This is a genomic window from Pseudidiomarina donghaiensis, from assembly GCF_900116895.1.
GTDB classification, from domain to species: Bacteria; Pseudomonadota; Gammaproteobacteria; order Enterobacterales; family Alteromonadaceae; genus Pseudidiomarina; species Pseudidiomarina donghaiensis.
Genome location: NZ_FPCF01000005.1, coordinates 75,544 through 90,353, shown reverse-complemented (window position 1 = coordinate 90,353; position 14,810 = coordinate 75,544). Strand labels below are relative to the sequence as shown.

Here is a 14,810-nt window from a genome sequence, read left to right as displayed (position 1 = left end):
GAATTATGTTAGCAGAGTATGGCTTGGACAGGTTGGAGCTGCAAGTTCAATAATTAATCAATCTTGCCACGCATGGCTTTAATTGAACTGCGCTTTTTCTTCGCATCAATGCGTTTTTGCTGGGCTGCCTTCGAAGGTTTGGTTGCTATTCTGCGTTTGCGCGTTACGGTGACACTCTTAACTAATGCGACGAACTGCTGCAACGCCAACTCTCTATTTTGCAATTGGCTGCGCGTTTCTTGGCTTTTGATGATAATTTTCCCACTTTGCGTAATGCGATGATCACGCAACACCAGCAGTCGGCTTTTATATAGTTCGGGTAGCGAACTTGCATTGATATCAAAGATTAATTGTGCAGCCGTAGACACCTTGTTGACATTTTGCCCTCCAGCCCCGGACGAGCGTATAAATTGCCACTCAAGTTCCTGTTCAGGAATAGTCACGCGTTGTGAAATAACGATATCAGGCATCGGTTAGCCCCCCGTTGCGGATGACTCGACGCTGCACAGCTTTGAGAACAAGTTGTGGCTGCGAGAAAATTAACGTGAAATGACTTTTCGCGCGCGTGATGCCGGTGTACAGCAGTTCTTTCGTCAAAATAGGCGCATCCGCTGGCGGCATAACCATCACTGTGTGGTCAAATTCAGAACCCTGCGATTTGTGTATGGTCATTGCATAAGCCGTATCTATGTTTGTTAAGCGGCTGGGCAAAATCCAGCGCACATCGCCTTGAGGGTTCAAAAAAGCCACCCGTAGCGGTTCTCCTGCGCCACGTTGCAAAACCACGCCAATATCGCCATTGCGCAAGTTCAAACCATAGTCGTTATGCGTCACCATGACTGGCCGCCCGATAAACCAACCGTGTTGCTGCGACTGGTCAGCGTGTAACCAGTAGGTCACGCGTTGATTAAAGGCATGCATACCCCAGTCACCTTCACGCACCGCCGTAAGTAATTGGAACGCCCCTAGCTGGGTCAACACCGCTTTGGCCCATTGATTCAACGCCTCGTCGGTTTGCTCTGTGGGCCTTGCGCTTATCAATTGCTGCAGTGGTGCGTAGCCATCCATCACTAGTTGTTTAATTACCGCGGCATCGGCACGGGAACATGGCAGTGCATGAATATTGTCGAACTCTGGGTATTGCTGCGCCATGATCTTGCTATCGCGCAACCATTGCTGCAGCCATTCGGCACGCTGCTGATTCACCTCAAATGCTAGCTTGCCAATGCCTTTTTCCGCATCAAAGCGGCGACTTTCATGAAACATTGTGGTGTGCTGCAAATACGGCCACTGCGAGCCGTTGTTATCTATTTTTTCAGCGGGTATTTGACTCGCTGCAGTGGCGTTAAGCCACTGCGCCAGTTGCGGCGCATAGTGACCATGCTCGGCGCCTTCACAAAGCTGACCTAGAATAGCGCCAGCTTCTACCGACGCCAACTGGTCTTTATCGCCCAGCAAGATCAACCGCGCCTGCGCTGGCAATGCCGCCACTACGGCGGCAAGCATTTCAATGTCCACCATAGAAGCTTCGTCAATAATCAACACATCGGTATATAACGGATTATGCGCGTTATGTCGGAACTGCCGCGTATTCGCAACCGTGCCCAGTAGTCGGTGTAGTGTCACCGCTTCAGTGGCTAAACCTTCTGCAAGTACATCAGCAACTGCTGGAATGGCCCGTAAATTTTCCAATTCTGTGCTAATCGACTCGGTCATTCGGGCGGCAGCTTTGCCGGTTGGTGCGGCTAATCGAATCCGCAACGGCTGTGGCTGCTCTCTGAGCTTTTGCAAGGTCGCTAATAGCCGCACCACCGTGTAGGTTTTGCCTGTGCCTGGTCCGCCGGTAACTATTGTGAATAAGCTACGCATGGCCATCGCGCATGCAGTGCGCTGCCAACTAATACGATCGGTAGCGCCGAACAAAGCATCAAGCACCTGCTGCAACTGCAGGGTATTTACCTTAGGCTGGGTTTGCATGCGCTGCTTCAGGTCATTTTTAATACGCTGTTCATAGTCATAATAACGGCGTAAATACAACCGCGAGCCAACGAGTACAAGTGGGCTATTGTTGGTGTTCACCGCAGCGCTTTGTTGCAGCTGCGTCAAGCACTGCTCAAGGTGACCTAGCTGCGGCTGTGCGGCAAATACTTGAGCGGGGTCGTCACAAGCCTGCAAGCTTTCTTGCTGGGCATGCTCAGGGGGCAAATTCAAAGTAGTCTTCGGATTGTGGTATAGCTGCGCAAGCTCTAAACATGGGTGCCCTTGGCCTAACTGAAAACTCGTTAGAGCCGCCATAAAAGCCACTGATTCAGGCTCACCTAACTGCTGCAATTGTTCAGCTAAGCTCAAGTCAATCGCGCGAATCCAGCCATGCTTATACCATAGTGACAAGGTATGCATCATCACAGACTCTCCTTGAGCTCAAACTGACTAGCCAACTCTTCAATAAGTTCTCGCGGTGGCCTATCGTAAAAGGCGCCAGCCTGTTCACTATGAACGCCTCGTAGAAATAAATACACAGCCCCACCAATGTGGGTGTCGTAGTCGTAGTCACTACCTAAACGCACACCCAGTAATTTATGCAAAGCCACCAAATAAATAACGTACTGCAAGTCGTAACGACTGGCCAAAATTTTCTCGCGCATAACTTCGGTGGTATACGCAGCTTCGTCGTGGCCCAAAAAGTTCGACTTATAATCCGCCACGTAATAACGCCCTTGGTATTCGAACACTAAGTCAATAAATCCTTTGAGCATACCGTTTAGCTTCATCGGTAATACCTGCGGCCTATCAAATCCTGTCAATACCTGTTGCTGCACGGTTTTATCAAGTTGTTCGGCGTGAATATTCGCGGCGGGAAACCAAAATTCAGGTTCAGCTTGATAATTTTGTAAATCAGCCAGGGCCAAGCGTGCTTCACCAGCAGCAAATGGCACCGTTAGCATGGCCTGTAACCAACTGTCTAATACCTGCTGAAAACTTGCCCAAGGCTCCAGTTGTGCTCGCTGTTCAACAAATTGGCGCCGATAGTCAGCATCTGCGGCAAGTCGCGAAAAACCTTCTCTGGCGGCATCTTCAAGCAGGTTGTGCAAATAGGTACCGGCTTCAGCCCCCTTTGGAAACGCATGAATGGTATTTAACGCCGGCGACTGATTGAGTTCGGGCTGGGTATCGTGGCGCTCCTCAAGTGCATTTTGCGCATCAGTGCTGTCGGCAAAAACAGCCGTCGTGCCAACCCAGTCGCCGTACTTTAAAGCGCTATAACTTGCCACCCACCAACTTTCGAAACCATGGGGCTGGGGCATTTCGCAAAACTCAAAGCGTTGTGCAACTTGCGCGGGCGGTTGGTACACTGTTTGAGGCAATAATTCAGGCACAAAATTTTGGCTGCAGTGTGCGGGCAGTTGCAGTTGCTCAAGATCTAGCTCCGCACCACCACCTAAAAGATAACCTAATGCCGTGTCGTTAATTGTTTTATAGGGTGCAAGGCCAATATAAGTTGCGAATTGTGCGCGAGTGACAGCGACATATAGTTTCCGAATATCTTCTTCTAATCGCTCCTGATCGAGCTTGGCCACAATCTCTGCGTTACTGTTATCAAACGCGATGCGAACGTCCCCCTCGGGGTTGTGATAGGTAGCCGGGTAACGTAAGCGATAATTAGCTGGGCTAACGTAAGCAACAAATGGCAGAAAAACGATGGGGTACTGTAACCCTTTGGATTTGTGGATAGTCACCACTTGAATAAGCTGGCTGTCGCTTTCTAAACGTACCTGTTGCTCTTTCGTGTCCGTACGGTTGTTTGCTTCTTGGGCAAGTTCAATATGCTCTTGTAAATAACGCAGCAAGCCGGCCATGCCTTCAGTAGTTGCAGCGTGCTGCTGCAGCAGTTCAGCAAGGTGCAGCAGGTCGGTTAGTTGGCGCTCACCTTCGGGCACTTGAAGCAGCTGCGACGGTACATCATAGTCATGCAGCAAACGTTGAATCATGGCCAGTACACCCGAACGCTGCCAGCGTTGATGATAGTCAAGCATGCGCTCGGCAAAGGCATCCCAGAGCAATTCATTGTTGAGCGTTTGGTCAATGTCACTTAGGGTTAAATTCAGTAGGCGACTCAACAAAGCAGCGCGCAGTAAGCTTGGGTCACGTGGCTGTGCGCACGCTTGCAAAACGCGCAGCAATTCAACTGCCATCTGGCTTGCAAATACCGAATCGCGGTCGGACAAATAAACGCTCTGTAAGCCCCGTTGGCGCAGAGCATCACGCACAATTTTAGCCTCACTGGCTTTGTTCACCAAAATGGCAATATCGCCGGGTTGCAGCTGTCTAAATTCACCGTGTTTGGCAAACCCTGTGTTCCGGCTGTGCAGCATTTGCACAATACGCTCCGCCTGCCACTGCGCTAAGGTTGCGTGCAAGGTGTCTTTGTTGGCGTTATCCGTATCAAGCGCCGTATCAAATTGCATAGCGCTCGACGGCGCGCCATTTTCAAGCCACTGTGTTTTGAGTCCATTGGCTTGAACCGGAAAAAACGGCAACGGGTCATCACCGGTGCTTTTGTCACGAAAGTGAAATGGCCCCCGTGGCGCGTCTTTTGCGTGTAGAAACAAAGCATTGCTCGCCGCCACCATCGTTTCCGTTGAACGGTAATTGGTGGCCAGAGTGTAATGGCGCCCATGCGTAGCACGTCGCGCCTTTAAATACGTATGAATATCGGCATTACGAAACGAGTAAATGGCTTGTTTCGGGTCGCCGATAAGAAAAACACCAAGATCTTTGGGGGTGTTTTGCAGTGAATACACGCGGTCAAAAATGGCGTATTGAACTGGGTCAGTGTCTTGAAACTCATCCACCATGGCAATCGGAAATTGCGCGCGAATGGTTTGCGCCAGCGCATCGCCAAACTCACCATACAAGGCCGCTCGCAAGCGGGTTAACATGTCATCAAAGCCCATTTCAGCACGCTGCTTTTGCAGTTGTGCAAAACGCTGCTGTAACCATTGAGCGGCATGCTGTAGCAGCCCGGTGCGCGGCCGTGGCAATCCATCATAAGCAGCCTTAAGGTCTTGTAACGTCTGCCACAACGGGTGTTGCGGTAACTCTACTTTTAAGCCATTCGCTTGGAGGTCTTCTGGCGCCAGTTTTTGCCACGCCGTGTCCGGCTTGAAGGTGGGCAATAGCGGTGCATTGGGCTGCCCTAGCTGGCCCGCCCATTCACGAATTTGAGCAAACCACTGACTGACCGAGCGAGCTTGTAGTTTTTGCCCATTAAGCTGCTTATTCGCACGCAGCTGGTCCAGCAATTGCTCGCATTCATCGGCCCATTCGGCCCAAGCAAAACCGTGAAACTTATCACGCACTTGCTGCTGAGACGCAACAAGTTGAGCAAGCAATTCTGCCGGTGCAATAGCCGTTGTCGCCTGACCATGACTGCCAATCCCTTTGGCCGCATCTAACAACGCCCCTGGGTGAGCAAACTCGTCGCTGATTAATTGGTATTGTGCAAGTGCATGCTCAGGCAACACACTCACAAAAGTACGCCAGTAATCTTGGCTTACTTGCTCCCACATGGCTGCGGTATCGGTGTTCAGCTGTTGTGAAAACAAACTGCCGCTGGCAAACGCATGCTCGCGCAACATGCGGTTACACCAGCCGTGAATGGTATGCACGGCGGCTTCATCCATCGCTTGCGCTGCTAGGTCGAGTAAGCGCCCATAATGATCATGTTGGTCGGCCGGGAAGTCTGCTTTTAGCTGCTGCAAAAATGCGTCATCAACATCAATATCCCCCCGAAAATAGGCGGCAGCCTCGCTTAAGTTAGCCCGTATTCTGTCGCGCAACTCTTCTGTTGCCGGCTCAGTAAAGGTCACCACTAATAACTTATCAGGAGTAAAGCATTCGCTGGCGCCATGGCCAAGCACCAAGCGTAAATATAGTGCGGCAATGGTATAGGTTTTACCGGTGCCAGCGCTGGCTTCAATCAGACGACTGTTGTTTAACGGAAACGTTAACGGGTTCAGTATATTCATGGCGCTACTCGGCGATGTGTCCATGTTATTCGGCCTCCGTGCTAGTAGCCACTAAAGCTTCCAATAGTGGCCGATAAATCGCTTCGGCAAACGGCTGCTGATGGGCAGCGGCGCAAACGTCTTGATAGGTTGGGAAAAACCGTGCCAGGTAAACCGCTTTACGACTATGCGGTTGTTCTTGGTAACCACCGATGTCATAGAACTCGGCAACTTTCGCATGTTCCACATGAAAGTCGGCACTTGCTAATGCCTCCGGCCAAATTTTGTAGTTTAATTTGAGTCCTTTAATAACCATGTCAAAGTCAACCGCTAACGGCTGCTGTAATGCTGTGGCAACCCACTGCAACAAGATATTCAATTGCGACTCAGCTTGAGTGCTTGTCATTGGCGCTAACTGTAACGCCCCTTCACGCCCAACGACCTGAGTGTGAGTGGCATTTTTGCTGTTCAGCAACAGGTGTTCAATCCACGCTTTAATGGCATACTTTGGCCGTGCGGAAGCTGCTTTGGTACTATCAACCACCACTGAGGGTGTCACGTGCAAATTTAACCACTCACCACTGATATCACGTCGCAAATGCTGAAACGTCGCTTCAACTTCATAGCCTTGAGCACCGGTAAAGCTAACCTGAGTTGCGGGCAAGGCATTGGCATAGCGACGACTGAGCTGCGAAACTCGCTCGAATACCTGTTCTGCGTTATCGCTTAGCTCTTGTTTGATAACAAGCCCGGCGGCACCTTCAGCTACTGCCCCAGCACGCTGCAATTTCGCTAATGCCAATTGCAAGGTACTTTGTGCTTCTTGTTCACTACCGCCATTAAGTATCACCGGCAGCGCGCTATCGAATAGCTGGGTTAATAATTGCCAGCGCTCTAATTGATCAAGCGCAAAGCTTTCATCGTCTTGCAAACTTAACTGCTGGTGCGAAAAATAAGTTTGCAAACGTACTTGAGTAAACAACCGAGCCGGTTCACGGAAGAAGTCCGTTAAGTGTTTCACACTAAACGGGCGCTCTGGTTGATAGGGGTCTAGCACTTGGTGAGGGGTAAACTCTAAGGTGCCACCGCGTGCTGGTTGATGCACTACATGCCATTCGCGCGCATACGTGAACAGTTGCTGAACCTGCGGCTGCTGTGCCTCAAAATAGGCTTCATGAAATGGCTGTAAGCGATGCTCTAGTACCCAGGGTTGATTATTTGACCTAGCCCCATACACACGTTGTATATGTTCCAACAACTGATTTACCACCACCGCTGGTGGTTTTTCAGTGTTGTCGCGCACACTGCGACCCTGCCAGCTTATGTGCAAAAATTGCTGTGCCGACAAAATAGCTTCTAAAAATAAATAACGGTCATCTTCGCGTCGCGAGCGATCTCCTGGTCTTGGTTTTTTTGCCATAAGGTCAAAATCAAAGGGTTTCTGAGTACGCGGATAATCACCGTCGTTCATACCCAGCAAGCATACGCATTTGAATGGTATGGCCCGCATTGGCATTAAGGTTGCGAAGTTAACGCTACCTGCCATAAAGCGCTGGTTTAAATTCAGTTCATCTACCCCGGACAGCCAGCTCTCAAGCACTACTGTTAAGGTTAGCGGCGTGTCTAATGCTGCACTTTGAATGACGTCTAACCAGCTTTGCAAGCGTTGCTGCAAGCGGTTTAGCAGCACCAGATCCGCATCATCTTCAGGCGCAAATAGTTGCTCGAGTAGCGAATTTAAATAGCTTGCCCACTGTTCTGGTGTGCGCTCTGCACAACCCTGTTGCGAGTGCGCTAGCAAAACATTGATGAATTGCTGCAGGCCACCAACAGTGTCAGCTTCAAGCCCCCCCACATCGCCATATGGTTCAATGCCCTGCCAATCACTATGTAAGTGTTCACTACCGCCCAATGCATAGCCAAGCAGCATACGTTGCAGCCCAAATAACCAAGAGTTCTTATCGCTTGCAGGCAAATCAAGCTGCTGCCGGTGGCTTGCATTTAATCCCCAGCGCACGCCGGCACCGTTGGCCCAACGTTGTAGCTGCGCCAACTGCTCAGCCCCAAGACCAAAGCGCGCTTGTACTGCTTCTACCTGCAATACATCGAACAGCTCACTTGCACTAGCGCGCTGCTGATTAATCGTTAATACATATTCCAAAGCAATAAGTATAGGGTGCCGATGTCGAGCACTTTGGTCAGCCAAGCTATAAGGAATATAGCGCGGATCATCGCGGTCTAGACGCCCAAACACCGCTTCAACATGAGGTGCATAGCGATCAATATCAGGTACCATAACCATAACATCACGCGGTTTCAGCTGTGGGTCATTTGCGAAACGAGCAAGTAGTTGGTCGTGCAAAATTTCAACTTCACGCTGTGGACTATGTGCGCTGTGAAACTGAATTGCAGTATCATCGAGTGTTTTGTGTTGCCAAAATTGCTGAGCTTCATGGGCTGAATTGAGTTGCAGTATATCGTAACGCAGAGCGTCAAGAACCGAAGGCTCAGGCGGCAATTCATGCTCAAATAAATCTAACTTTAATGTCGGAAACTCACTGCGCAGCTCTTCAGTTTCGTCAAACTGGTCTAGCATGCGAATATAATCACGGCCTTGCTTACCCCAAGAGGCCAGTAACGGATGCGCCGCTAAGTGCAGTTGGTCCGCAGCTAAAGTTTCTAACTTAGAATTCTCGCGGCGCTGCTGCCGAGGCTTCACGTAATGCTTATAAACATCACCGCCATCAATAATGTCAGCCCAGTAGTATTGACAAGGGTTATGCACACAAAGAACAACTTGGGTAAAACGACTAATAGCGCGCAATACCTCAAGGCTTTGCTTTGGCAAGCTAGAAATACCAAACACCACCACGCGAGGTGGTAATTGGCTTGGTCTAGTTGCTGTGCTGAGCTGTTCGCAAGCTTGCACAAATGTTTGATGCAACAAAGCACGGTTGTTCCATTGTTCATCGCCAACGTCAGCCAACACGTATCGCCATAACACCGGCTGCCAACGTTGTTCGTCTGGCACTTTTGAAACATCTCCTTGAGCCCAGTCGCTCAACCAATCAGCACGGTAAACTTGGTATTGGTCGTACAAGTCAGCAAGGCGCTCACACAGCTGGAAACACTTCCGCGAGTCAGTGTCATCAGCCATGTAACGTCGCAATGTGGAGAACTCAGGTTCCTGCAAGTGCTTCGGTAATATCCGCATTAGGCGCCAAGTTAAGCGATCTTTATCAAACGGCGAATGACGAGGTAAGTTATCACCAAGAACAGCACGATAGGCTTGCCATTGGAAGCGTGCCGGTAGCATCACGTCAAGCATAGCGGCAATACCAAGGCCTGCGGCTAAATGCTGCTTCAACCACTGCGCAATACCATTTGATTGCACTAATACGGCTTCATTGGCCAACGGTGGTAGCGGATATTGTTGCTGAAGAGATACAACAAGATCGGTTAAGTCCTGTAACCGATGACTGTGAGCAACAATAAATCCTGGGGTAAGATCGCGCATGACGGGTCCTCTGCATGGTCTGCTTCTCATCCTACCCAAATACTGCCTATGAAACCAGCGCAGTAGTTACCGAATTATTGATTTAGCAACTTGCGAAATAGGCTATTTTCTCTATAGTTATCCCTACTTAATCACTTTCAATAACTTTCAATAACGCTAGGAGTTTTTATGCGATTTCTATCAGCCTTAAGTGCCAGTTTCGTAGCCCTTGTTTTACTTTCTGGCTGTAATCAAGGCGAACCTTCCGTTAACAGTATTCCTGTTGAAGTCGCTGATGTATCTAACATTCATCATCCCAATACCGAGCACTTTACTGCCGGTCAGCCTACTGAAGCGCAACTAGCTACTTTCGCCGAGCTTGGTGTAACCACTGTTGTTAATTTACGCGGCGAGCAAGAGATGGCCGATATTAATGAAGCCCAGTGGACAAATAATTTGGGTATGCGCTATTACCATTTACCGGTTGCCGGTGGTGATGACCTTACTCGCGAAAATGTGGCTGAATTTCACCGTATTATGAGTGCCAACGAGGGTGAAAAAACGCTCTTACATTGTGCTAGCAGTAATCGCGTGGGGGCCATGATGGCGCTGCGCGCCGCTTGGTTTCAAGGGGCGTCAAAGCAAGAAGCGCTAGTCAAGGGTCAAGAGTATGGCATGCGAAGCCTTGCCCCTATGGTTGAAAAGCTGCTCAGCGAATAATTTTATGCTAGAATGCGCGCGCAATTTTTGACCTCGGATTTGCGATCCGAACCGCCAAAAGAAGGAAGTAATTGATGTATATTTGTGCCGCGCTCTACAAATTTGTTGAATTCAACGACTTTGAGGCTTTTCGTGAGCCACTCTACAACTGCATGATAAACAACGAGGTCAAGGGCACCTTATTGCTCGCTCGTGAAGGTATCAACGGTACTATTTGTGGTACTCGCGAAGGTGTTGATAGCGTACTTGCGTTTATTCGCAGTCGCACTGAATTTAACGACATTGAGCACAAAGAGTCGCCAAGCGACACGCAAGCGTTTTACCGCACCAAAGTAAAGCTGAAAAAAGAAATCGTGACCATGGGCATTGACTGGGTAGACCCGAAAAACGTGGTCGGCACCTATGTCGATGCCAAAGACTGGAATGACCTCATTCGCGACCCTGAAGTGTTGCTGATTGATACGCGCAATGATTACGAATATGCCGTAGGTACCTTTGAAGGCGCTATCAACCCGAAAACCGACTCTTTTCGTGAGTTTCCACAGTATGTGAAAGACCACCTTGACCCAGAAAAACACAAGAAAGTGGCCATGTTCTGTACCGGTGGTATTCGCTGCGAAAAATCAACGGCTTACTTAAAGTCTATTGGTTTTAATGAGGTTTACCACCTAAAAGGCGGAATTCTAAAGTACCTTGAAGAAGTTCCTGAAGAAGAAACCACCTGGAATGGCGATTGTTTTGTGTTTGATCAACGCGTGACCGTGCGCCATGGGTTAGAACAAGGTGAGTATGACCAATGCTATGCCTGCCGTATGCCTATCACAGAGCAAGAAAAGCAGTCCGAGCATTATCAAAAAGGGGTAAGTTGCCGGCATTGCTTTGATAAAACAACGCCCGAGCAAAAAGAACGTTTTGCCGAACGTGAAAAGCAAATTCAGCTGGCTAAAAAACGTGGTGAAGCACATATTCGCGATGGCAAAGCCGATGAGGCTAATCGAGTTTAAGCGTTGTCGCATACCCCTTGAATTGGTCTATACTGGTACCTATATACAAGCTATAAATTAAATCCAAACAAGGGGTTAAACATGCAACAGCTAAACGTTATTGGTCTTGATCAACATCATGCAGAACAATTGGCAGAGCGCTTAAATCAGCTACTGGCAAACTATCAAGTGTTCTACATGAACGTCCGTGGTTTTCATTGGAATATTAAAGGCAAAGAGTTCTTCGAGTTGCATGTTAAGTTCGAAGAAACCTATAACGATTTATTGCTGAAAGTTGACGAAATTGCCGAGCGTATTCTTACTTTAGGCCAACGTCCGTTACATGCTTACTCAACGTACATTAAAGCCAGCGAAATCATTGAAGTAAAAGATGTACACGACGGCAAAGCCTGTGTGCGCGAAATTCTTGATAGCTACCGTGTCGTGATTCGGTTACAACGCGAAATTCTTGAAATTGCCAGCGACGCCAACGACGAAGGCACTGCATCACTCATGAGCGATTACATTAAAGAGCAAGAAAAAACTGCTTGGATGTTAACTTCTTATTTGGGTTAATTCGCTATCTCAGTAATTTTTGCTAAGCTGAGCAAGTAGTACCTTAATCCATGAAAATAAAAAGGAAACATTCGATGAACAAGATCATTGGAATCGTTCTATTAGTGGTTGGTGTTATTTTGCTGTATTTCGGTTGGGAAGCGTATAACTCGGTAGCTTCTGAAGCGACTCAAGCTATCACTGGTGAAACCACCGATGAAGCCATGTGGTATTTAATTGGCGGTGCTGTGGCCGTCGTGGTAGGGCTATACGGCGTTATTCGAGGCAAGTAACGACTTGGCTTTAACCGTAACTATTTGTACTTGAAAGCGAGCTCATTGAGCTCGCTTTTTTATTACTCAGTCTTGTTGCACATTGGGTAAACTAAATGCCCGCACCGCTGCAACAAAGCCCAAAACAATCAGTAACCCAATAACCGCTTCAACACCAACCAGTTGGTCGAGTAGCCCCAGTAAAATACCGAGCAATAAAACCACCCCAATAACGGTGTTTGAAACAGCAGTGTACTGCGCCCGATTGTCTTGCGTAGCCATGTCAACCAAATAAGTTTTTCTTCCTACCCTTGCACCGTGATGAGCCACCGCTGCCGCAAAAATAATAAAACCAGACAACCATTGCTGCGCTAATAAGTTGGGCTGCCACATATATAACCCTAGCGCCAATGCCATGACTAGTGTGGCTAATAGTGCGGCAGCGGCCATCACATGGTTGCTCGCGCTATCTGACCATTTTCCCCAAAAACGTCCAGCTAACATACCGGCAAGGCCACTTGCCAGCATTAGTCCACCTAAGCCCGTTAAGCCACCATCACCGCTGCGCTGAATCATCACCACTATATAGGGAATAGCAAACGCTGACGCCACCAGCAGCGCACGAGTAAGAACAAACTGGCCGAAATTTTTGTCTTGCCATAACAGCGCAATCGATTTCAGGGCTTCTATAACTGCGTTACCGCCGCCTTCAGTTGCGCCTGGTACTTCTGGCACTTGTGCATAAATAATCGCTGCCGCAACCCACAACAGCGCCGCAAAACTAAGTAAAACGACAAATATCCAGGCATCGCCGTCACGTTGCGTGTCCGTTAGGCTTGGCGCAATTAAAATGGCAATTGCTGTTAACAATGACAGCGTACCCGCTACAGACGCGGCCAACCCAGATAAGCGGCCGCGCCGAGTTTTTGAGATGGTTTTACCTTGTACGTCTTTTATGGCAACCGAGCACACGCCGCGAGACAAGCTAAATAAAGCCAACAAAATAACAATTGCCCAGCCAAAGGTTTCCCCTTCAGTGGTGATAATGGCAGCCACCATGACCAACAAGCTCAGCGCTTGCCCAATACTGCCCGCCACCCAGAACCATTTGCGCACGGGAGTTTCACGCATACGTTGGGCAATAAACAATTGCGGTAATAACGCCAGCGATTCCCGCAATGGAACTAACGCTCCGATGAAGGCACTGGGCGCACCTAAGGCAGTCAGCATCCACGGCAGAACTAACCGTGCACTCACCAAAGAATCACCAAGTTTGGTTAAAGTTAGCGCCCACAAATGCGCCATAAAAGCTTGGGGTTGGTCGTTACAGGCACTGTCTGGAATGTCTTTGCACACCCGAGCATCTTCGTCTTCTGCTAGGTAGCCGTACATGCGGTCGGTTAACTTTGACATCGTCACTCCTTGTCACTGAGGGCTTAAACGTGGTGATGCTGCAAATGATGGTGTAGCTCATACCAAAGCTGACTGATAATGTTCGACAGCTCAAGCCATTGCGCTAATTTATCACTGTCTATTTGCTCGCCTGAAGCCCCTTCGTAGGCATTGATAAAGGCTCGACGTTCGGCAAATTCAAGTTGGTTCACCTGAATTGCGTTAGCTAAGTCAAAATAACGATCGCCCAGCCCTGCATATTCCCAGTCAATCACAATCGGCTGCTGCGCCAAGAACACATGATGAAAGGCTAAATCATTGTGACAAAACACCGCATTCTTACCAAAACTATCAATAAGTTTGCGTTGTTGTTGCAAGCGCTTCTGAAATTGACGCGCTCGATCAGGCTCATACTCGGCTAAGTTATCGCAGTAACGTTGTAACCGCGTGCGCAGCGACCACACCGGCACGTCAACTTGCAAACGGTGAATATGCGCACTCACTTCACCAAGCCGCTGAATTTTGGTACCCATTGATTTTCTATCATGAGCTAAATCTGGAGCTTCAATAAAAGCCTGTAATAACAAGCCTTGCGCGGCGTCATAATGCAAAATTTGCGGTGCAATACCATATTCGGCTAATTGCTGTTGAACGTTAACCTCTTGATCGCGGTCAAGCCCATAGGGGTGATCAAAGCGAAAGTGCTTCAACACATACACGCCGCTAGTCGCTGTTATTTTGTAAACATCATTCGCGACACCGCGTAAAAGCGGTTCAGTTTTCATGACACCATGTATAGGTAAATTCGTTAGCCAGTGTTGTTGCATACTTCCTGTTGACTCCGGCGCCAGCTCCACATTGCATATAAAATTAGCACAATATAAACGGCAAATAGCCCGCTCGTTTTTTCAAAACCTTTAATAGCATATAGATAAATATACACACTATCGATCACTAACCAATAAAGCCAATTTGAATATAGTTTGCGGGTAAGCAACCAAGTCGCAAATAAGCTAAAAATCGTGGTAAAACTGTCCAGCCATACTTGATCTGCAGCTGTGTAGCGCTGCAACAATAGTGCAAATACGCTAGCTACACCAGACAACACTATTACAGCTACAGCATGCCAACGCCAACTGTAACCGGTTTGTTCAATAGCCTCGCCGGTGGCAGCACCATAGCGCCACTGCCACCAACCGTAACCGGCCAAAACTACATAAAATGCCTGTAGCGCTGCTTCCATATAAAGCTGCGCGCCTAACATTAAGTAGGTATATATTGCGCAACTTATCGCCCCTGCTAACCAGCACCATAGTGACTGGCGCGCCGCTAACAACAAATAAAGCAGCGCTAGTAAGACTGCGGTTAACTCCATGCTGTCGGC

General features: G+C 48.7%; 11 protein-coding genes. 4 read left to right on the top strand and 7 right to left on the bottom strand.

Features of this window, described 5'->3' with window-relative positions; translation table 11 throughout:
• Positions 1–53: 53 nt before the first annotated feature.
• Genes arfB through recC form a run of 4 tightly spaced genes read right to left on the bottom strand, consistent with a single transcriptional unit; the run spans position 54 to position 9,525 of the window.
• Positions 54–470 carry an alternative ribosome rescue aminoacyl-tRNA hydrolase ArfB gene (gene arfB, locus BM334_RS09450; RefSeq protein ID WP_092841123.1) on the bottom strand — a complete coding sequence of 139 codons (417 nt, stop codon included), beginning with the start codon at positions 468–470 and terminating at the stop codon, positions 54–56.
• Positions 463–2,403 carry an exodeoxyribonuclease V subunit alpha gene (gene recD, locus BM334_RS09445; protein ID WP_092841120.1) on the bottom strand — a complete coding sequence of 647 codons (1,941 nt, stop codon included), beginning with the start codon at positions 2,401–2,403 and terminating at the stop codon, positions 463–465. Before recD ends, arfB begins: the two co-directional genes overlap by 8 nt.
• Complete coding sequence (recB, locus tag BM334_RS09440) at positions 2,403–6,053, bottom strand: exodeoxyribonuclease V subunit beta (RefSeq protein ID WP_092841118.1); 3,651 nt, start codon at positions 6,051–6,053, stop codon at positions 2,403–2,405. The genes recD and recB overlap by 1 nt, the downstream gene beginning before the upstream one ends.
• A 1-nt stretch (position 6,054) precedes the next feature.
• Complete coding sequence (recC, locus tag BM334_RS09435; RefSeq protein ID WP_157981874.1) at positions 6,055–9,525, bottom strand: exodeoxyribonuclease V subunit gamma; 3,471 nt, start codon at positions 9,523–9,525, stop codon at positions 6,055–6,057.
• A 168-nt stretch (positions 9,526–9,693) separates the two neighbouring features.
• Here recC and BM334_RS09430 point away from each other — a divergent pair, with 168 nt between their 5' ends.
• The 4 genes from BM334_RS09430 (at position 9,694) to BM334_RS09415 (ending at position 12,055) form a co-directional block, all read left to right on the top strand.
• Positions 9,694–10,224 carry a protein tyrosine phosphatase family protein gene (locus BM334_RS09430; protein WP_092841114.1) on the top strand — a complete coding sequence of 177 codons (531 nt, stop codon included), beginning with the start codon at positions 9,694–9,696 and terminating at the stop codon, positions 10,222–10,224.
• 74 nt (positions 10,225–10,298) lie between these two features.
• Positions 10,299–11,228 (top strand): oxygen-dependent tRNA uridine(34) hydroxylase TrhO, encoded by a 930-nt coding sequence (trhO, locus tag BM334_RS09425; protein ID WP_092841112.1) that lies wholly within the window; start codon positions 10,299–10,301, stop codon positions 11,226–11,228.
• A gap of 81 nt (positions 11,229–11,309) precedes the next feature.
• A complete protein-coding gene (locus tag BM334_RS09420; RefSeq protein ID WP_092841110.1) occupies positions 11,310–11,783 on the top strand; it encodes a Dps family protein in 474 nt (157 codons plus the stop codon).
• A 74-nt stretch (positions 11,784–11,857) separates the two neighbouring features.
• Positions 11,858–12,055: a DUF3185 family protein gene (locus tag BM334_RS09415; RefSeq protein WP_055438931.1), complete on the top strand. Its 198-nt coding sequence runs from the start codon at positions 11,858–11,860 to the stop codon at positions 12,053–12,055.
• Between the two features lie 66 nt (positions 12,056–12,121).
• Here the strand turns inward: BM334_RS09415 and BM334_RS09410 are convergent, their stop codons facing one another.
• Genes BM334_RS09410 through pnuC form a run of 3 tightly spaced genes read right to left on the bottom strand, consistent with a single transcriptional unit; the run spans position 12,122 to position 14,801 of the window.
• Positions 12,122–13,447, bottom strand: coding sequence for an MFS transporter (locus BM334_RS09410; protein WP_177215076.1), 1,326 nt, complete (start codon positions 13,445–13,447; stop codon positions 12,122–12,124).
• 23 nt (positions 13,448–13,470) lie between these two features.
• The gene (locus tag BM334_RS09405; RefSeq protein WP_157981873.1) at positions 13,471–14,211 is read right to left on the bottom strand and encodes a phosphotransferase; all 741 of its coding nucleotides are present in this window, start codon (positions 14,209–14,211) and stop codon (positions 13,471–13,473) included.
• 23 nt (positions 14,212–14,234) lie between these two features.
• Complete coding sequence (gene pnuC / locus BM334_RS09400; protein WP_092841105.1) at positions 14,235–14,801, bottom strand: nicotinamide riboside transporter PnuC; 567 nt, start codon at positions 14,799–14,801, stop codon at positions 14,235–14,237.
• Between the last annotated feature and the right edge of the window lie 9 nt (positions 14,802–14,810).

Coding starts and splice junctions, on each gene's coding strand:
- BM334_RS09415 (WP_055438931.1), top strand. CDS start 11,858: ATGAACAAGATCATTGGAATCGTTCTATTAGTGGTTGGTGTTATTTTG.
- trhO (WP_092841112.1), top strand. CDS start 10,299: ATGTATATTTGTGCCGCGCTCTACAAATTTGTTGAATTCAACGACTTT.
- recB (WP_092841118.1), bottom strand. CDS start 6,053: ATGGACACATCGCCGAGTAGCGCCATGAATATACTGAACCCGTTAACG.
- BM334_RS09405 (WP_157981873.1), bottom strand. CDS start 14,211: ATGAAAACTGAACCGCTTTTACGCGGTGTCGCGAATGATGTTTACAAA.
- pnuC (WP_092841105.1), bottom strand. CDS start 14,801: ATGGAGTTAACCGCAGTCTTACTAGCGCTGCTTTATTTGTTGTTAGCG.
- recC (WP_157981874.1), bottom strand. CDS start 9,525: ATGCGCGATCTTACCCCAGGATTTATTGTTGCTCACAGTCATCGGTTA.
- BM334_RS09410 (WP_177215076.1), bottom strand. CDS start 13,447: ATGTCAAAGTTAACCGACCGCATGTACGGCTACCTAGCAGAAGACGAA.
- BM334_RS09430 (WP_092841114.1), top strand. CDS start 9,694: ATGCGATTTCTATCAGCCTTAAGTGCCAGTTTCGTAGCCCTTGTTTTA.
- recD (WP_092841120.1), bottom strand. CDS start 2,403: ATGATGCATACCTTGTCACTATGGTATAAGCATGGCTGGATTCGCGCG.
- arfB (WP_092841123.1), bottom strand. CDS start 470: ATGCCTGATATCGTTATTTCACAACGCGTGACTATTCCTGAACAGGAA.
- BM334_RS09420 (WP_092841110.1), top strand. CDS start 11,310: ATGCAACAGCTAAACGTTATTGGTCTTGATCAACATCATGCAGAACAA.